Below are 17,752 nucleotides of genomic sequence, written 5' to 3' on the forward strand. Positions count from 1 at the left end.
ATCTCCTCATATTAAGCTTTGTCCCGATTTTCCCAAGCATTCAAACAAGCAATAAAAGCTTGCGCTTCTGGATGCTGAGATTGGAGGAATTCTTCTCTCGTTCCCAAAGCAACTAAATTCCCTTCATACATTAACCCAATTCGCGTCCCCAGGAAGAAAGCTTCTTGAATATCGTGGGTGACAAAGATGACGGTTTTTCCTAGTTGTCTTTGTAAATATTGGAATTGTTGTTGCAATTCTAGGCGCGTGATGGGATCGAGTGCGCCAAAAGGTTCATCCATCAATAATATCGGCGGATCGGCAGCTAAAGCCCTCGCGACACCTACACGCTGACGTTGACCACCAGATAGTTGATGGGGATAACGTTGCGCGAATATTTGAGGATCTAAACCAACTAAGTTTAACATTTCATCGACTCGCGCCTCAATTCGCTGTTGTGTCCACTTTTCTAGAGAAGGGACAAGTCCAACATTTTCTTTGACGCTAAAGTGGGGAAACAAGCCGGTTTCTTGAATGACATAACCTATCCGTCGTCGCAATTTAATTGCATCCCAGTCAGTCGTAGGGCGACCATTTACCAAAATTTCTCCTTGGGTGGGTATAAGGAGGTGATTGATTAATTTTAATGTCGTCGTCTTCCCGCTTCCACTGCGTCCTAATAATACTAGCGCTTCCCCTTGGTAGATGGTGAGATTTAAGTGAGATAATAGGGGACGGTGATTAATCGAGAAGCCTACATCGTGAAACTCAACAGTAATTTTTGGTAATTGGGACATGAGATGTTGGAGAAAAAAGTGTTCAAATCCCTATCGTTTTTCATGGGATTCAAGGGTCAACCGATTTTGGATACTTCTCTACGTTCGCGTAGCGTGTCGCAGACAGAGGCTACGCCAACGACTTAAGAGCGGGACGCTGCGCGAACGCTCAGTACAAGTTTTGGATACTTCTCTACGAGAGGCTACGCCAACGACTTAAGAGCGGGACGCTGCGCGTAGCTTGCTTCCACGTAGTGGTACGCTCAGTACAAGTTTTGGATTGACCCCGACCACAAGGGTACCTTGCTCGAGGGTTTTGGATTTGTGATTTTGGATTTGTTCCGCCCACAAGGAGCCTTGCTCGTACCGAAACAATCTAAAATCTAAAATCTAAAATTGGCTTGGTCAAGGGTCAAAAAACCTGGAATTTTGACTTTTGACAGTTTCGTAAGTCATGTAACTATTAAATTAAATAGGCGTATCCTGGGTTGTTTCATTAAATAATTCCCACAAAGCTACTGTACCTACAAAAAAAGTGTAAATACTGTATTGGATTGGATTTTTTCTTTTTGAAGGTGCATACAAAGCTGCTATAATTCCTTCCAGGAAATGAGCAATCAGAGCAAAACGTTCTACCCAAAAAATAAAATTGAGATTACTGGGTATTTGCTGGTGATTGACAGCGGCGTAAATGTTCCCTAATTCCCAAACAATGGCACTAACTATCAGAACTGTAGATATATATTTTACAACAGTAAAAATTATTTTCTTGCTCTGGTTGAAACTCATGGTTATCTGTGAATTGAACAACAATTTTATCAAGGGTGGTATCCCTAATAATCATATAGTGATACCATTTCGATATGAAGCTGCATATTTACTAGCCTGCGGAAGCAGGCTTTGTTTGTGAGCCAGTGACTTCTAGCCTCAGAGCGTTAAGGAAATGCTGCAAACCCTTCATCGCGCTGTTGGCAGCCTACATTGTAACCGTTTCGGTTCCGTGTAGGAGTATGTCACTTTAGCAAAATTATATTAGACCCCAAAGGCATAACAGCGGTAGCAACATGAGTGATTTGCGTTTCGGTGTTCAACCACTCTTTTGTCAGTACGAACTCCGTATTCGGGTCATAATATAAAACCTCCAAAGGTAAGCGCGATTCGCAATTATAATACACATCACCATCCTTGGAGAAGTATACAGCACCACGCCCATAGGTGTAGAACCCAATCAAGGCAGTTTTAGCAAGAGTATTCCAAGATATGTATTTCATGAGACTACTTTGTAAGTTGGCAGGCTATTTATGAAGTGTTTAATGTCACCTCACGTAGAATATACTGACTAAAATTATCGTCATCAGTATAAAAACCGAGGTTTATCAGCCTTTGTTGTAGCACTCAATTTGAACACCGTGTTGTTACAGAGATTTTCAGACAAATAAAAAACTCCACCCCCTTGTGGGTGGAGTTTCAGAGCATGGGAAGTAAGCCCTAATCCCTGTCTCATCAGGGCTATTTATTCAGATTGCTGTGAGGTGTGTGTTTTAACTTCACCCCTTTGTAAATCTACATAATCTTGCAGCTGACGCTTGGCTGCATCAAAAGCATCACGAATGGCAATATAAATATCTGTATGACTTGGTTCGTCGGAAGGGTTGCGATTTACTACTATCTCTCCATTCGGCACAGTTAAATCAATTTGGATGTGATAAAGCTTACCCTTGTGATGATTTCGATGAGGAATATCTACAACAACTCTACAACTTATGATTCGGTCATATAAGCGCTCTAGTTTCGCTACATGTTCACTAATTTTTTCCTCCACCGCTGGCGATGATGGAACATTATGAAAAGTAAGTTGCAAAACTGTTTTCATGATTCCTCCTTGCTGTTCACTATTATTCATCTATGCTCTCGATTTTGAAATTACACGAAAAATATGAGAAACTTGTGAGGAAATTTTATTCACTCTAGGGATTGGGCATTGGGGATGAGGGAGAATAAATTTAAAACACCACTCTTAGTACTTCTGCTGGTTATATGCTTTACCCTAGTAAGCGTGCGTTCATTGGGGCGAACAATTATGACATCAGCACCTCAATTACTGACAGACCCATTTTTGCAATTGCCAACGGCAACATCAGTACGAGTAGTATGGTTTACAGAGTTTGATGGTAATAAACACATAGTCAACTATGGAGAAAATCTAGAAAAAAACCGCTGGGCAAGCACTAATAAACTCAGTCGCACAAGAGAAGATCAGAAATCATATGTAGCCAATCAGACAGAAAATGGGCAAGTTGATCAACAACCCGTAAAGCGTGACATTTGGCGACATGAAGCTGAGGTGACTGGCTTAACTCCTGGTGTGCGGGTGAATTATCGCGTTACGAGTGTGCGGGAAGATGGACAGAGTGTCAGCAGTGATGTTTTTACCCTCGCGCCTAACCCAGAACCGGGTACGCCATTGAAAATTTTACTGACCTCTGACCATCAACTCAAGCCGATGACAGCAGCAAATCTCCAAAAGGTGGTCCAGACAGTGGGACGAGTGGATGCAGTTTTGTTTGCTGGTGATTTAATTAATATTCCAGACCGCGCCAGTGAATGGTTTGATGATAATCGCGGTGGTGCATTATTTCCCGGTTTGCAAGGTCGCGCTAAATATGCTATTGACCACAACGGTGTTAAAACATTTTATTCTGGCGGGCAAATAATTCAACATGCGCCAATGTTTCCTGCTATTGGTAATCATGAAGTCATGGGAAGGTTCGCGAGGAAAGAAAGTTTAGATGATGAATTTAATGATGCTATTCCCCGTGCGATCGCTCAAAGATTATATAGCGGTAAATCTTTAAAAGATAATTCCTTTAATACCGATACCTACGAAGAAATTTTTACCCTACCAACAACTAAAGAGGGTGGAAAAAGGTATTATGCAGTCAGTTTTGGTGATGTGCGTTTGGTCGTACTGTACGCTACAAATATGTGGCGGACTCCCAATTTAGATGCAATGGCTAGGGGGAGATATCGCGAAGCTGAAAAAGATTTAAACAACCCGGAAAATTGGGGTTATGGTCAGATGATTTTTGAGCCAATTGCTAAAGGTAGTCAGCAGTATAATTGGCTAGAGCAAGAACTTAAAAGTCCTGAGTTTCAGCAAGCAAAATATAAAGTAGTGATGTTCCATCATCCACCCCATACTTTGGGAGATAATATTGTCCCAGCTTACACCGACCCGGTGCAAATAATTGAACGGGATAATGATGGTAATATTCAAGCTGTGCGTTACGAGTATCCCAAGGATGCAGATTATCTGATTCGCGATGTTATGCCAATGCTTGAAGCGGCGAATGTACAATTCGTATTGTATGGACATTCCCATTTATGGAACCGCTTTGTGAGTGAAGGTGGAATGCATTTTCTCGAAACATCTAATGTCGGCAATTCTTATGGTGCAGCTTGGGGTAATAAAAAGCGACAAGTGCCAATTGGATATCAAGAAAATTATACTCCACTTGGTGATCCTAATGGTTTGCAGCCAGTAGTTCCCACAATTGCGCCTTTGTTGGGTGAAGATGGTCAGCCAATGCCGTATATTGCTAGTAATAACATCACTGTTTTTAGTATCTTTGACACCGGAACAGGGACGATAAGCAGCTATCGTTTTGATACCCGCAAACCGGAATCTGAGGTTATTAAGTTTGATGAATTTAAATTAAAATAGTTTGCGTTGCTGATTGATGGGATGATTTTTATCTCACGCAAACGCGAGTGCGTCCTGTAGGGAACATTGCCGTGCCCCTACCCCGTGGTATATTTACCTGAAAATATATCTCACCGCTGAAAAATTATATAGCATTTATCGACAAGCGTGAGGTACATCGGTAAGGGCACGGCACTGCCGTGCCCCTACACAGCGTGATATGATTTTGTACTTCATTTGAATGGGAAGCGCTATAAACAATAGCCCAGCAATACCAACCCCTAATAAAAAATTATGTCAATTATGAAGTGATGTTACAAAACTTTCAAAAATATTTAGAAATTGTCTACAAGCCAAACATAGCTTTAACGTAGAACTTATAGGAAACAATTGAGGCAAATGTGATGAGCAGAAATAATCTTCAAAACTATCGGTTTGTCTGTACCCTAACTTTTGGTGATATCTACGGTCAAATAATTGTTTGGTTAATCACAATTGTAGTCAGTTTGGCCTCAGCCTTGGCGTTGATGGGTGCCAGACGACCAGTGTATGCTTTAGTTACGGTGGGGCTTGTCGTTCTGCTATCCTTGCCTTTCTTGCTGTTTGCGTTCGTCACCACGTTGTTAAATCACATTGAAGTGACTGCGGTAGAGCCAGGAACAAAGACTGAACCTATACCTGGTAATGTTTCTGAGCAAAGACCTATACAAGCAACCAGTTGAAGAATGGGGGACCCCAATCCCCAATCCCCAATCCCCAATCCCCAATCCCCAATCCCCAATCCCTAATTCAAAATCTAAAATTGAATGTGCAGGGAGTTTTTTGCACTCAGGTGCTAGTAAATTATGCTGGAACATGATGTAATTATAGTTGGGGGCGGTTTAGCTGGATGTCGTGCGGCTGTGGAAATTGCCCGCATTGACCCCAGTTTAAATGTGGCTGTGGTTGCCAAAACTCACCCGATTCGTTCTCACTCAGTCGCTGCTCAAGGTGGGATGGCGGCGTCGCTGAAAAATGTTGACCCAGAAGATAGTTGGGAAGCACATGCGTTTGATACTGTCAAGGGTTCTGATTATTTGGCAGACCAAGATGCTGTGGCAATTCTCACCCAGGAAGCGCCGGATGTGGTGATTGACCTGGAACACATGGGCGTTTTATTCTCGCGCTTAAGCGATGGTCGCATTGCCCAACGGGCTTTTGGTGGACATTCCCACAACCGCACCTGCTACGCCGCTGATAAAACTGGTCACGCGATTTTGCACGAATTGGTCAGCAATCTGCGGCGCTATGGTGTGCAAATCTACCAAGAATGGTACGTAATGCGCCTGATTTTAGAAGCAGGTCAGGCGAAAGGTGTGGTGATGTTCAGCCTGTTGGATGGACATATTGAGGTACTCAGGGCAAAGGCGGTGATGTTTGCCACGGGGGGCTATGGTCGCGTTTATAACACCACATCCAATGATTATGCTTCTACTGGTGATGGTTTGGCAATGACGGCGATCGCCGGACTACCTCTGGAAGATATGGAATTTGTCCAGTTTCACCCCACTGGTTTATACCCAGTCGGAGTGCTGATTTCCGAGGCGGTACGGGGCGAGGGAGCATATTTAATTAATAGCGAAGGCGATCGCTTTATGGCGAACTACGCACCCAGCCGCATGGAACTGGCTCCTCGTGATATTACCTCACGGGCGATCGCCTACGAAATCCGCGCCGGTCGTGGTGTCCATCCCGATGGTAGCGCAGGCGGTCCCTTTGTCTACCTGGATTTGCGCCACATGGGCAAAGAAAAAATTATGAGCCGCGTTCCCTTCTGCTGGGAGGAAGCACACCGCCTCGTCGGCGTTGACGCGGTAACTCAACCTATGCCCGTCCGCCCCACAAATCATTATTGCATGGGTGGTATCCCAGTCAACACCGATGGACAAGTCCGCAGTAGTGGTGAGGGCTTAGTTGAAGCCTTTTTTGCCGCTGGGGAAACAGCTTGTGTCTCTGTTCACGGTGCCAATCGTCTGGGTAGTAACTCTCTGCTGGAATGTGTCGTTTATGGTAGGCGAACCGGGGCTTCAGTAGCACATTTTGTCCAAAATCGCAAGTTACCCACCGTCGATGAGCAACTTTATATCAACGAAGCCCAACAACAAATCCAAGCCTTGCTCGAACAGCCAGGAAAATACCGCATTAACCAAGTGCGTCAAGCCTTCCAAGATTGCATGACTGAGTATTGTGGCGTTTTTCGCACCGAGGCGTTAATGAGTGAGGGTTTGCAGAAGCTAGCAGAAATACAACAGCAATATCCACAAATTTATTTAGATGACAAAGGAACTTGCTGGAATACAGAACTAGTTGAAGCTTTAGAATTGCGGAGTCTGATGGTAGTTGGACAGACAATATTAGCCTCAGCTTTAAATCGTCAAGAAAGTCGCGGCGCCCACTTTCGAGAAGATTATTCCCACAGAGATGATGGTAATTTCTTGAAGCACACAATGGCTTATTATTCACCTGCAGGAATTGATATTCAATATCGCCCAGTGGTGATTAATATGTTTGAGCCACAGGAGCGCAAGTATTAAAATCGGGAAGGATTAGGGATTGGGGATTGAAACAATTGCTTCCTCTTCTACCATCACCCCCTATTTCCCTCATCCCTCTATCTTTTCATGCGTCATGCACCATAACCCTAGATAATTAACCTATGACTATAGCCAGTCAACCCAAATTAAGCTTAGAAGATTTTCTGCAACAGCCAGAGACTAAACCAGCATCAGAATTTATTAATGGAGAAATTATTCAGAAACCTATGCCACAAGGTGAACATAGTAGACTACAGATTAAATTTTGCACCGGGATTAACCAAATAGGTGAAACACAAAAGATTGCTTACGCTTTTCCTGAATTGCGTTGTACCTTTGGCGGTAATTCTATCATCCCTGATGTAGCTGTGTTTCGTTGGGAAAGAATTCCTAAAAGTGCAAACGGGAGAATTGCTAATCGTTTTGAGGTTCATCCTGACTGGGCGATTGAAATTTTATCTCCCGGTCAAAGACACACAAAAGTACTTGGTAACTTGTTATATTGTTCCCGCAATGGCACTGAATTAGGCTGGTTGATGGACCCAGAAACGGAAAGTATTTTGGCGGTGTTTCCTGGACAGCGGGTGGAATTGTATGAGGGTACTTCTCAGTTACCAATACTTAATGGTCTTGAGTTGGAACTGACAGTTGAACAGGTTTTTGGCTGGTTGAATTTCTAACTTTTCACGTTATTAGAACTTATGCCTTTCCTTAATGTTACAGATGAATGAGGTGATTGTGGAATGGATGCATCTACGCACTTTGTCAGACTACAATAATAAAAATATGCTCAAGACTATCTAAACATTCCCTATGGAAATAGCCATGTCTTCCCAAAAGGCAAATTCCCCAACCCTATATGAAACTGACTACTTGCAATGGATAGAAATCACCATTAAAAAATTGCAAAGTCAGGACTATAAAAATGTGGACTGGGAAAACTTAATAGAAGAAATTACCGATATGGGAAGGAGTGAACGCAAAAGCCTGAAAAGTAACTTCATCGTCATTCTGGTGCATTTGCTCAAATGGCAATTTCAACCTGAAAAAAGAAGCGGTAGCTGGGAAGGAAGTATTATAGAACATCGAAGACGTGTTAAAGAAGCTCTGGATGATTCGCCTAGTTTGAAGCCCTATCTTGAGAATATCTTTGCTGAGTGTTATACCCAAGCGGTTAAGCAAGCAAAAGCGGAAACAGGTTTACCCTTAGAATCATTTCCTGTAATCTCTCCTTACGAGTTATCAAAAGTAACAGATGATGAGTTTTTACCGATCTAAATCACCCAGAAGGAACTCACTCAATTTTCATCAATTATGGTTTCCCATCCCCATGAGTTTCGTAAACGTTATCAAAATATTTTACAATATTCAGTTTGCATTCTCGTCATAATTAGGAAGTCATCTACAAATGAACGAAACAATCAACCTTTTTACACCATTTGAACTCGGCGCTCTGACGCTGGGTAATCGGATTATCATGGCACCCATGACCCGTAGCCGTGCTGGTGGTGGACAAAAGAGGGTGCCAACTACCCTGAATGCAACTTACTATACCAAAGAAACTGCAACTGCTGTCTTAGCCGAGGACAATGCTGATTTGGTTTCCTTCGGTAGTTTGTTCATAGCTAACCCAGATTTACCGGAGCGTTTCCGCTTAGATGCGCCCCTTAATCAAGCCGATCCAGCGACATTTTATGCAAATCCCTGCGATGATTCAGTCGAGAACTGCGGTTTTGAGAAAGGATATACAGATTATCCGTTTTCAGTAAGGGCGTAGTGAAAAATAAAATCTCCCTCATCCCCCTTGACTTTCACCTGTGACAAAGGTATAATTAATTCCACGTAGAAGGGGAGTAGCTAGCTGGTAGTAAGTAAAGATTACAATGCCAGCGCATCTGAATCAACATACTGGGCGATAAAGCCCTGGTTCAGGTAGCAAATAATTAATATTTGAGAGCGAGACCTTCACTGAGTTCACACAAAAGAAAATGTGTGAAGCTCGGTGAGGTCTTTTGGCTTTCATCAAGCTTCACACAGGAAAAAATCCTTCAGGAGCTTGAGAGAGTGTTAACAGCTTTTACAGCAGGTTTATTACTGATTACAGTTTCAGAGCTAGGCGATAAAACCTTTTTTATCGCTGTGATTTTGGCAATGCGTCACTCGCGGCGATTGGTGTTTATCGGTGTGACAGCCGCCTTAGCTGCGATGACAATTCTTTCGGTGATATTTGGACAATTGGTGTCTTTATTGCCCAAAATCTACATTCATTACGCCGAAATAGCTTTGTTTATTGCCTTTGGTATCAAGTTGCTGTACGATGCTAGCAAAATGTCCTCTGCAAATAATGGAGAAGTAGCACAAGAGGCAAAAGCAGCGGTAGAAGAAGCAGATTCAGAACTAACAAACCATAAAAGCTCCTGGAAAATTATTATCAAAGCCTTTGTCTTGACATTTATCGCCGAATGGGGCGATCGCACACAAATTGCCACCATCGCCTTAGCCGCCGGCAATAATCCGATTGGGGTGACAGTAGGTGCTGTTTTAGGACACGCCATTTGTGCAGCGATCGCCGTTATTGGTGGCAAAATGATAGCCGGACGCATCTCTGAACGTCAAATTACCTTTATTGGCGGCTGCTTATTTCTCATCTTTGGTGTCGTGGCTGCAATTCAAGGAGCGTGAGGAAATGGGGGAGAAAACAGTTAACTGTTAACTGTTAACTGATGTTCCCCCTGCTGCTGATCAAATACCCACAGCCGCTCATGGCTTAGGTTTAGTTTCCGCTGAGGGTGCGGGGGCTGCACTCGGAGCAGTAGTACTACTAGGAGTGGGGGAAACAGTTGCTGCTTTATTAATTTCGTCTTTATATTGAGCAGGTGCTAAAGCCGAGGCGCTATCAAACAAAGGTTTTGCTTCTGCGGCTTTACCTTCTTGCTTCAATAGCAACGCCTTGGCTAAAACTGGGCGAAAATCCTGAGGATCTTTCAAAATTGCTTGGTCGTAGACAGAGAAAGCCTCAGTGTAGCGTTTCTGGGATGCATGAACTGTTCCCAATAACACCTGTACAGCGATGGTATCCACACTGCCAGGTTGAACTTTATTTGCTTGAGTGGAAGCGGACAGAGTATCTTGTAATAAGCCAATAGCAGCTTCGGGACGTTGCTGATTTAAAAGCAGAGTCACCATACCTTGTAAAGCCTTGAGGTCGCCTGGGTTGCTTGCCAAAACAGTGCGATAAGCTTGGGCTGCACCTTCCTTATCACCAATTTGCTGTTTTGCTTGAGCCAGGAGTACAGCGTATTCTGTCTGTTCTGGGTTCAACTTGGCGAGCTTTTCTAACGGTTCAATGACTCCTTGAATGTCACCTTGTTTTTGACTCAAAAGTTGTAGTCGTGCCTGTAAAAGACCCTTGAGAGCGGTTTGGTTTTCCGGTTCCCGTTGCAAAACCAGTTCATAACCCCGGACTTCATCTTGCAATTTTGATTTTTGCTCAGAGGAAGGTAAACTGCCTCTGGTGCTGGCGGTATTCTGAGTTGAGGGCTGGGGATTATTAAAAGCCTCAATAATCGGAACTAGCGAAACCCCGACAAAAGCAACAACTGCAAGTGCCAACACGACCTGAACCATCCAGCGATTGCGCGGTTGAGACACAAAACCTTCCTTAGATTGAACTCTAACGACAGTAACATTCACATAAATTAGAAAATTAACAATTTCCAAAACTTTGCGGAATACTACCAAATACCTGTGAATTTTATAACAAATAACTATTCACACTGCTAAAGTAAGTGATGACTTTAGGAGGAGCCGTCAGAATTATAACTATGATATGCTTCCGAAACCAGTGTAAAGACGCTAAATTACTTATTTAGTGTACAAACGCAAAATTTTGCGCCTTTACAATCTTATATAGAGCGATCGCTTGTGACTGGGTAGAAAGCAAATAACTTTCATGACTCTCCACAAACGCTCTTTTCAGCTGCCCTACTAAAATCCCTCAATGGGATGTGTCTCCGCCGCAAGGAGTTTTTATGACTTCCGACCTGATGCCGTCACCTGAATCTCCCGACTCTTCTTGTACCTCTGTTCAAGACCAAACTCAAATAGAGGTAGCCACTATTGTTGAAATACCAGCAGCCGAGGACTCTATTATTGAGAATCCCCCCGATCACCCTAGCGAGACTGCTGATGATGGGAACTTCGCCAATCGGCAACAACCGATTCCACCTCCCAGCGAACCGACGCAGTATCGAGCCATTGGGTTAGTCCGGGGTCGCTACCAAGCCAGTGAGGAACAATTTACTCAAGGAACCTTACTGACCGCAGATGGCGTAGGACTCAATTCCGTTCTCCTAGGGCGGATTATGAGTTTAGTCAAAAATCACTTGGACTTAGAAAAAGAACATCTGTGGGTCGTTTATCCCCGCACCCGACAGGAAAATGACACCTTACACATCCAAATTGTAGGGGTTTGGGAGCCAGAAAAACTGGCGAAAAATCCGACAGATGAGGATGAGCTACAGTCAAAACCAGAAGCATTAATCAGACCCGGTGATGTAGTTAACAGATCCTCACCAACTACAAATAACCTCAAACCCTCTTCAGAAATTCCTGATGGTGGTTTTTCCGTTCGTGGTGAAGTAGTTTATCAGTCTTTTGATACCAAGAACTTGGTAGTCAAAATCAAACAGGCTCCACGTAAACCAACGGACAAATCCAAGTATTTTAAGTTGAAACTGCGGGGCGTGCTAACGACCAAAGCAGTGGGGAAATTTTGGGACTTCCAAGTCAAGCGAGAAGGTGATGTATTAATAGTAGAAAATGCTGAGGCGATCGCTGACTTACCCAAAAAACGCAAACCACCCTTCAGAGGCGGTGGTGGTCCTCGCGGTGCTGGCGGTGCTGGTGGTAGAAAACCATTCCCCCCCAGACGCACTGGAGAAACCCCACGTCCCATCAAAAAAACAGGCGGCGACCCCTCAGCGGTGTCAAAACCTATACCAAAAAACCCCGCTCCTAAACCGATTAAAAAGCCCAAACCACCCGCAGAGTAAGGGAATAGGGAATAGGAGTTAGGAGTTAGGAGTTATACCGTTTCACTTCAAGTATGATACAAATACGTTGGTAGGGGCACGGCATTGCCGTGCCCTTACGGGAAATCTATATGTATCAGAGTTTTGGTGAAATGGTATTAGGAATTAGGAGTTAGGAGTTTGGAATGATTCTCCCCAATCCCCAATCCCCAATCCCTAATCTCTAGGGCGTGTTTTCAAAGTCTTATACAATACCACTAAAACGCTGACACATGTAGATTTCACGTAGGGGCACGGCAATGCCGTGCCCCTACAGCTGGTATCATATCGTGTGGATTTAGGGGTATCTAAAAATTTATCCGGCTAAACAAATAGTTTGAAAACACGCCCCAATCCCTAATCCCCAATCCCTAATCCCCAGTATCACAAATCCATCCAACGGTCTTGGGGTACAAAAGAGCGCTCCATTGGAATTGGGGAAACTGATTCTGTGAGGGTAAATAAGCCTGCTTCTATCCACTGTTTTAACTCTAACGCGACTTGGCGAGAAAGAAACATACTGGCTAGGGGAGCAACCCGCACTGCTTTACCCTCAATGGTGATGCGCCCAGATTTGAGTTGGGCGTAACTCACCAACCCAAAGGTGGGACGCACGCGCCGAGGAATCGAAAAATCCACGATTGGCGCTACTAAATCTTGATCTTGCACAGCACAACGTTCAACTACTTCTTCATTTAAGACGGGGAATGGTATACCTACCCCCAACATCAACGAAGGACCATAACTTTTGAAGTAACAACCCCGCACCCAACGAGCATCCATGAGCTTCGCATCACCAATTAAAGCTAAAGTGGCAGCCGGTCCAATTGGGGTATGATTGGGTAAACGCTTTTGTAAGGGGTTGTGCTGAGTACCTTCCCAGGCAATATAACCAATACCACCGCCTAAAAAAATCCGCGTGCCAATGCCAACAAGTTGCAAATCAGGATCGTTGAATAAAGGGGAAATTGCACCAGGGTTTGAGTAGACAGCATTTCCGAGACGCGGTTGTAAAGGTCCCAGATAAGTGAAAAGTGGGCGATCGCCTCCATTCACCCCCACAATAAAATTTTGGTACAAATTACGCGGATTGAATAAATAAAACTGATTGATCGTTTCACGGGTAATTGTCGTTTCAAATGCTGCCCTTGGGTAACAATCTGTAACTTGTCCCTGGGCTTTTACTGGTACAGCCTTACCAGCGATCAAATCTTCAATCACATGACCACCGCCGCGTTCCCGGATTTCTTCCCCTTCCATCACCTCCACACCACAACTAGCACCAAGGTATAAATCTACAGCACCAAAACCTGAGTAGGCTGGCACACCATCTAACCAACAGCGGCGAATTTTGATTGGCGGGTCAGTATGTCCCAGGTTAATAATTGCACCACTTGATTCCATCGGCTCAAAGGTGCCCGTGGTAATTACATCAACGTCCTTAGCGGCTTTGGTAACACCAACTGCTGCTACTCGTGTCTTTAATTCTTCAGATGTCAAAACCACCGCACGTTTACGGTTGATTTTATCGTTAATTTCGGCAATAGTTCGCATTTTCAACGTAGCGACTTGACATATTCATTATGGGGTGCTTGGCTACCAAGTATAGCAGGGGACTGGGGACTGGGGACACTTCGGCAAGCTCAGTGCATCGCTGGGGACTGGGTTACAAGTCTGATTGTGTCTAGGTTTTATCATCAGTTAATGTCCTAAGCACTTTGGCGGTTGCTATAAATAAAGAAAACTGCTCAGTTAGCCGATAGGGTAGGGTGCGTCAGTACAGATTGTCCCAATCGCTTGAGGATTCGCAACACTTCAGCTAACTCATGTCGTCGGGGAAATAGAGAAAATGTCCGTGATATGTCATACAGTGGAGTTTCTTGAGGAGTGAGTTTCAAAAAGACAAATTCATCACCATTTGTAGCCATGTAGGGGCGCAAGGCCTTGCGCCCCTACGAGGATCTGTGGTTCAAATCAATGAAAATTGCTGTAATTATCATCACTAGCAGGAGTTTCTAAGCGCAAACTATCAATCTTTTCATCCCCTGCAGAGGATTCAGAAACTATCACCAACTCAGCCTCTTTTGTATGGCTATGTCCCCATTCATCTAAAACATCTTTAATTAAAACTTCTTGTAACCAAATTTTAGCAACAACGGTTAATGGTAAGGCTAATAATAATCCTAAAAAGCCGAAGAAAGTCACAAAAAATAGCTGGGCAATTAAAGTGATTGCTGGTAGCAGTGAAACTTGATGCGCCATCACAATCGGCGTGATGAAATTGGTTTCAACCTGTTGAATAAAAATGTAGAGAATTAAAACAGCAAGGCATTTCCAGGGGTCATCTAATAGAGCGATCGCCAATGCTGGAACTACACTCATGGTAGGTCCAAGGTTGGGAATTAAGTTCATAAATCCCGCCAAAACTGCTAGTGCTAAAGCTGCTTTCACATGCAATATTGACAAGCCAATCAAACTCATCAGTCCCACGACAAAAACAGCAAAGCCTGCACCTGTAATCCACCCCTCCAAAGAGTCTTCGCATTTGTCCAAAATTCCATCCACTCGCCGGCGATAAAATGAGGGAAATAGCCGCACAAATACTTTACGGTAGGCGTGCGGGTCGGCTAATAACATCGCTGTTAACACCAGCACTAGTAAAACTTTAACGACAACTTCTAAGGAGCCAGAGACAAAAGCGAAAGAGTTTCCCAGTAGTTTATTGACGAATGGTTGTGCTTGTTCGCTGAGACTGTTAAAGTCGGGTATAAAAGGACTCAACTGACTAGGAACTAGAGTTTTCAGCATATCTAGCCAAGTATTGAAGCGCTGAAAACCTTGGGGAACTCGGTCAGTTAGCTCTTGAAATTGCTGTGTGAAAGGCGGGACAATCAACCAGAAAAAACCGACGATACCAGCAAAAAAGATAGCCACCGACAGGAAGACGGCGAATCCACGCTTCATTCCCAAACGCTGGAAGTATCGCGCTAGTCGATTTAAGGTTGTCGCTAAGACAACTGCAGCAAACATGAGCAATAGTACATCTCGAATTTGCCACAAGATGTATAAGGAAAGAACTATGGCGATTAAGCCGATCCATTGACCTAGGTTCACAAGCTTACTCCCAGATGTTGGCAAAACGAGATTTTAAAACTCCGAGAGAGGGATTGGTCATTGGGTATAGGGCATTGGGCATTGGGCATTGATAATTTGTATTCTTCCATCACCCCATCTTCCTATGCCCCATTTTCCCATGCCCCAAGCCCCATGCCCAAGAAGGGGTGGTGTTTTTTATGAATTTTGTTTTTGGGCTTGGAATCGCCAGGCTAAGGCGATCGCCATAATCACTGACGGTAATAATACCAGAATCAGCGCGTTTGTTGCTGTCCCGGCAATCGGTAAAATCGGGGCTGCATACTTAATCAAGACCGATAGCACGGTCGAAAGCAGAAGCACTTTTACAATCAATCCTAGCTGATTTTCCATAGAAGTTCGGCAATACACATTGTTTTGTGGGGTATACACGAATTTTGCGTACACCATCTAGTTTCTAGAATAGACCTACAAACACAAATCTTTGCATCCCATATTCTAGTCTCACAACTGCCACTCTCAATCACAAGATCATCAATGCTTAATCGGTTGTTAAATTTAATGCTTCATAATACTTAACATAAACACCATATTTACTGGTTCATTACAGGGTTTGTCAAGTAAATAGACCACGTGTTCAGGGCGCAAAGCCTTAACGGATACCTCTGATGAATGCTGGGTTTAACCCCTCATCGCACGGAAAAATCAGGGTTGTTGGCGTTGTTTGATGATCTGTAGTTATTGCATGAAAATTGCGTAAGTCTCTCAACAGACTGGATATAAGACTTCTAGATGTGTTTGGCAACAGTAAAAATACCATCCCCTTGATACATCACCATGATTTACTTACCAGTTTCATTACTACTATTTCTGGTGTTGCTGCTACTACTACCATTCATTTGGTTTGCGGTAGCAGTAGATGTGGTGGAAATCGCCGTGGCTAAGTTGGGTTTTTCTCCGAATATTGCCTTTTTCTTGTTGGTGCTGGTAATTCTCACTAGCACTATCAATATACCCCTCTACCGCCTAGCAGCTCCTATCCAATTGGTAGATGAATTCGCCTCGCTGTGGTCAAGAGAATTTCGGGGTATTCCCTTAACAAGAGTGGATAGCTCGACTGTGATTGCTGTAAATGTCGGTGGCGGCTTAATTCCAGTGCTGTTGGCATTATACCAATTTACTCAGGGAAATGCCTTAGCAATTTTGCTAGTTACAACCATTGTCAGCATTGTCAGCTACTTTGCAGCGCGGGTAGTTCCGGGTATAGGTATCCAAATGAACCCGTTACTGGCACCCCTCACAGCCGCTTTATCTGCAATGTTAATAGCCTCACCCCATGCAGCACCTGTCGCCTTTGCCGGTGGCGTTCTCGGTACATTAATTGGCGCTGATTTGCTGCATCTTAAAGACATTCAAGCAATGAGTGCAGGGGTTTTAAGTATCGGTGGTGCTGGTGTGTTTGATGGTATTGCTTTGTGTGGTTTATTTGCGCTGTTATTAAGCTGACAATTGTCATTATAGCGCTTCTAATTCAGATGAGGTACAAGATTATATCGCTAGGTGTAGGGGCACGGCATTGCCGTGCCCTTACGGGTGTACTGGTAAAATTATCGATAAGATTTACTTGAGTTTAAAGATTGGATAAAGCTTGCCAAGAAGCGTTGGCATTGATAAGTATATTTACTAATATAAAGCTATTACTTATGTGAGAGAAGCTCCTGGGTAGGAGTTGAAGCATAAAAATGAAAGCATATTTGGTCTTTACTACTACACTATCGAGTTGTGCGATGATGGCGATCGCTGGCTTTGGATTATCCGAACAAGCACAAGCTTTCAACATTTCAGGTAGTACCCGTGGGACTTGGGCAAACCCCATTGCACAAGGTATCAATACCGATCCCTTATATACTGGTGTGGGAACCAACTCATTTACCTGGGGAGAGGCTGCTGTAGATATAAATCCAGCATATTCACAACCAAATCAAGTTACATTTACAGGCAATTCTTTTTCAGCCACAACAGGCTCTTGGTTTAAAGTAGGTGATTTAAAATACTATAACGGCATAGTTTACACAGGCACAAACGTAGACCGTGTGGGGCTGAATCTCCAGTTATCTTTCAAAGATACTACAAATAATATTCAGTTAAATAAGGATTTTTCCATCGGCTTTAACCTGATTAATACACCCAACATTATACAAGACAATCTTAAAGATCCCACAAACGCAGATTTAGTGGAAATTGCTCCCAGCTTCGCCAATTCCAGTTTTATTTTTGGCAAGACTAAATATAAATTTGAGCTAATAGGCTTTGGTCAAAATGGCGATCAACGTATCAGCGCTTTGGAAGGAGATACATATTCAAGAGATATTTATGCCAGAATTAGACCAGATTCACCATCACAAAATGTTCCTGAACCTCCTACTATTGCAGCTTCATTGCTGGTAGGAATGTATTTTGTGTACCGCAAAGTCTTTCGCAAATGAGTAAGGAGTAATGAGTAAGGAGTAATGAGTCAATACAGTTCAGTTAGGCGCGAATGATATACACTGTAGG

19 protein-coding genes and 1 pseudogene are annotated in these 17,752 nt (G+C 43.6%); 11 read left to right on the forward strand and 9 right to left on the reverse strand.

Features of this window, described 5'->3' with window-relative positions; genetic code table 11:
- Window positions 1-11: 11 nt before the first annotated feature.
- The 4 genes from HEQ19_02650 to HEQ19_02665 all read right to left on the reverse strand — a co-directional run bounded on the left by HEQ19_02650 (window position 12) and on the right by HEQ19_02665 (window position 2,658).
- The gene (locus HEQ19_02650) at window positions 12-776 is read right to left on the reverse strand and encodes an ATP-binding cassette domain-containing protein (GenBank protein WYL98583.1); all 765 of its coding nucleotides are present in this window, start codon (window positions 774-776) and stop codon (window positions 12-14) included.
- A gap of 447 nt (window positions 777-1,223) precedes the next feature.
- A complete protein-coding gene (locus tag HEQ19_02655; GenBank protein ID WYL98584.1) occupies window positions 1,224-1,544 on the reverse strand; it encodes a hypothetical protein in 321 nt (106 codons plus the stop codon).
- A gap of 224 nt (window positions 1,545-1,768) precedes the next feature.
- Window positions 1,769-2,026: a hypothetical protein gene (locus tag HEQ19_02660; GenBank protein ID WYL98585.1), complete on the reverse strand. Its 258-nt coding sequence runs from the start codon at window positions 2,024-2,026 to the stop codon at window positions 1,769-1,771.
- A 242-nt stretch (window positions 2,027-2,268) separates the two neighbouring features.
- A complete protein-coding gene (locus HEQ19_02665) occupies window positions 2,269-2,658 on the reverse strand; it encodes an HPF/RaiA family ribosome-associated protein (protein ID WYM03224.2) in 390 nt (129 codons plus the stop codon).
- A gap of 177 nt (window positions 2,659-2,835) precedes the next feature.
- Between HEQ19_02665 and HEQ19_02670 the strand changes: the two genes are divergently transcribed.
- The 7 genes and pseudogenes from HEQ19_02670 (at window position 2,836) to HEQ19_02700 (ending at window position 9,713) form a co-directional block, all read left to right on the forward strand.
- Entirely contained in the window at window positions 2,836-4,479 is a 1,644-nt protein-coding gene (locus tag HEQ19_02670; GenBank protein WYL98586.2) for a metallophosphoesterase family protein, read from the forward strand.
- A 383-nt stretch (window positions 4,480-4,862) separates the two neighbouring features.
- Window positions 4,863-5,180, forward strand: a complete 318-nt coding sequence (locus tag HEQ19_02675) for a hypothetical protein (protein ID WYL98587.1) — start codon at window positions 4,863-4,865, stop codon at window positions 5,178-5,180.
- Between the two features lie 123 nt (window positions 5,181-5,303).
- Complete coding sequence (locus tag HEQ19_02680) at window positions 5,304-7,031, forward strand: succinate dehydrogenase/fumarate reductase flavoprotein subunit (protein ID WYL98588.1); 1,728 nt, start codon at window positions 5,304-5,306, stop codon at window positions 7,029-7,031.
- Window positions 7,032-7,153: 122 nt separating this feature from the next.
- Window positions 7,154-7,711, forward strand: a complete 558-nt coding sequence (locus HEQ19_02685) for a Uma2 family endonuclease (protein WYL98589.1) — start codon at window positions 7,154-7,156, stop codon at window positions 7,709-7,711.
- 145 nt (window positions 7,712-7,856) lie between these two features.
- Complete coding sequence (locus tag HEQ19_02690; protein WYL98590.1) at window positions 7,857-8,309, forward strand: DUF29 domain-containing protein; 453 nt, start codon at window positions 7,857-7,859, stop codon at window positions 8,307-8,309.
- A 292-nt stretch (window positions 8,310-8,601) separates the two neighbouring features.
- Window positions 8,602-8,808: pseudogene (locus tag HEQ19_30630) on the forward strand (hypothetical protein).
- Between the two features lie 287 nt (window positions 8,809-9,095).
- Window positions 9,096-9,713, forward strand: coding sequence for a TMEM165/GDT1 family protein (locus HEQ19_02700; protein ID WYL98592.1), 618 nt, complete (start codon window positions 9,096-9,098; stop codon window positions 9,711-9,713).
- A 78-nt stretch (window positions 9,714-9,791) separates the two neighbouring features.
- Here HEQ19_02700 and HEQ19_02705 read toward each other — a convergent pair whose 3' ends face one another.
- Window positions 9,792-10,682, reverse strand: a complete 891-nt coding sequence (locus HEQ19_02705) for a tetratricopeptide repeat protein (GenBank protein ID WYL98593.1) — start codon at window positions 10,680-10,682, stop codon at window positions 9,792-9,794.
- Between the two features lie 380 nt (window positions 10,683-11,062).
- On the opposite strand from HEQ19_02705, the gene HEQ19_02710 reads away from it, so the two are divergent.
- Window positions 11,063-12,085, forward strand: a complete 1,023-nt coding sequence (locus tag HEQ19_02710) for a hypothetical protein (protein ID WYL98594.1) — start codon at window positions 11,063-11,065, stop codon at window positions 12,083-12,085.
- 402 nt (window positions 12,086-12,487) lie between these two features.
- On the opposite strand, the gene HEQ19_02715 is transcribed toward HEQ19_02710, so the two are convergent.
- The gene (locus tag HEQ19_02715) at window positions 12,488-13,657 is read right to left on the reverse strand and encodes a homocysteine biosynthesis protein (GenBank protein ID WYL98595.1); all 1,170 of its coding nucleotides are present in this window, start codon (window positions 13,655-13,657) and stop codon (window positions 12,488-12,490) included.
- A gap of 15 nt (window positions 13,658-13,672) precedes the next feature.
- On the opposite strand from HEQ19_02715, the gene HEQ19_02720 reads away from it, so the two are divergent.
- A complete protein-coding gene (locus HEQ19_02720; protein WYL98596.1) occupies window positions 13,673-13,816 on the forward strand; it encodes a hypothetical protein in 144 nt (47 codons plus the stop codon).
- A gap of 35 nt (window positions 13,817-13,851) precedes the next feature.
- Here HEQ19_02720 and HEQ19_02725 read toward each other — a convergent pair whose 3' ends face one another.
- The 3 genes from HEQ19_02725 to HEQ19_02735 all read right to left on the reverse strand — a co-directional run bounded on the left by HEQ19_02725 (window position 13,852) and on the right by HEQ19_02735 (window position 15,589).
- Entirely contained in the window at window positions 13,852-14,031 is a 180-nt protein-coding gene (locus HEQ19_02725; protein ID WYL98597.1) for a hypothetical protein, read from the reverse strand.
- Window positions 14,032-14,077: 46 nt separating this feature from the next.
- A complete protein-coding gene (locus HEQ19_02730) occupies window positions 14,078-15,217 on the reverse strand; it encodes an AI-2E family transporter (GenBank protein WYL98598.1) in 1,140 nt (379 codons plus the stop codon).
- Between the two features lie 177 nt (window positions 15,218-15,394).
- Complete coding sequence (locus HEQ19_02735) at window positions 15,395-15,589, reverse strand: hypothetical protein (protein ID WYL98599.1); 195 nt, start codon at window positions 15,587-15,589, stop codon at window positions 15,395-15,397.
- Window positions 15,590-16,033: 444 nt separating this feature from the next.
- Between HEQ19_02735 and HEQ19_02740 the strand changes: the two genes are divergently transcribed.
- Together HEQ19_02740 and HEQ19_02745 are read left to right on the forward strand one after the other, a co-directional pair.
- Window positions 16,034-16,702, forward strand: coding sequence for a DUF1614 domain-containing protein (locus tag HEQ19_02740; GenBank protein ID WYL98600.1), 669 nt, complete (start codon window positions 16,034-16,036; stop codon window positions 16,700-16,702).
- 236 nt (window positions 16,703-16,938) lie between these two features.
- Window positions 16,939-17,682, forward strand: a complete 744-nt coding sequence (locus HEQ19_02745) for a choice-of-anchor K domain-containing protein (protein WYL98601.1) — start codon at window positions 16,939-16,941, stop codon at window positions 17,680-17,682.
- The last annotated feature ends 70 nt before the right edge of the window (window positions 17,683-17,752 follow it).

This window comes from Gloeotrichia echinulata CP02 (genome assembly GCA_038087035.1).
Taxonomy (GTDB): Bacteria; Cyanobacteriota; Cyanobacteriia; order Cyanobacteriales; family Nostocaceae; genus Gloeotrichia; species Gloeotrichia echinulata.

What these genes read in the sequence shown, in the direction of transcription:
- HEQ19_02650 (WYL98583.1), bottom strand. Translation starts at nt 776, where the DNA reads ATGTCCCAATTACCAAAAATTACTGTTGAGTTTCACGATGTAGGCTTC.
- HEQ19_02655 (WYL98584.1), bottom strand. Translation starts at nt 1,544, where the DNA reads ATGAGTTTCAACCAGAGCAAGAAAATAATTTTTACTGTTGTAAAATAT.
- HEQ19_02660 (WYL98585.1), bottom strand. Translation starts at nt 2,026, where the DNA reads ATGAAATACATATCTTGGAATACTCTTGCTAAAACTGCCTTGATTGGG.
- HEQ19_02665 (WYM03224.2), bottom strand. Translation starts at nt 2,658, where the DNA reads ATGAATAATAGTGAACAGCAAGGAGGAATCATGAAAACAGTTTTGCAA.
- HEQ19_02670 (WYL98586.2), top strand. Translation starts at nt 2,836, where the DNA reads ATGACATCAGCACCTCAATTACTGACAGACCCATTTTTGCAATTGCCA.
- HEQ19_02675 (WYL98587.1), top strand. Translation starts at nt 4,863, where the DNA reads ATGAGCAGAAATAATCTTCAAAACTATCGGTTTGTCTGTACCCTAACT.
- HEQ19_02680 (WYL98588.1), top strand. Translation starts at nt 5,304, where the DNA reads ATGCTGGAACATGATGTAATTATAGTTGGGGGCGGTTTAGCTGGATGT.
- HEQ19_02685 (WYL98589.1), top strand. Translation starts at nt 7,154, where the DNA reads ATGACTATAGCCAGTCAACCCAAATTAAGCTTAGAAGATTTTCTGCAA.
- HEQ19_02690 (WYL98590.1), top strand. Translation starts at nt 7,857, where the DNA reads ATGTCTTCCCAAAAGGCAAATTCCCCAACCCTATATGAAACTGACTAC.
- HEQ19_02710 (WYL98594.1), top strand. Translation starts at nt 11,063, where the DNA reads ATGACTTCCGACCTGATGCCGTCACCTGAATCTCCCGACTCTTCTTGT.
- HEQ19_02715 (WYL98595.1), bottom strand. Translation starts at nt 13,657, where the DNA reads ATGCGAACTATTGCCGAAATTAACGATAAAATCAACCGTAAACGTGCG.
- HEQ19_02725 (WYL98597.1), bottom strand. Translation starts at nt 14,031, where the DNA reads ATGGCTACAAATGGTGATGAATTTGTCTTTTTGAAACTCACTCCTCAA.
- HEQ19_02735 (WYL98599.1), bottom strand. Translation starts at nt 15,589, where the DNA reads ATGGAAAATCAGCTAGGATTGATTGTAAAAGTGCTTCTGCTTTCGACC.
- HEQ19_02740 (WYL98600.1), top strand. Translation starts at nt 16,034, where the DNA reads ATGATTTACTTACCAGTTTCATTACTACTATTTCTGGTGTTGCTGCTA.
- HEQ19_02745 (WYL98601.1), top strand. Translation starts at nt 16,939, where the DNA reads ATGAAAGCATATTTGGTCTTTACTACTACACTATCGAGTTGTGCGATG.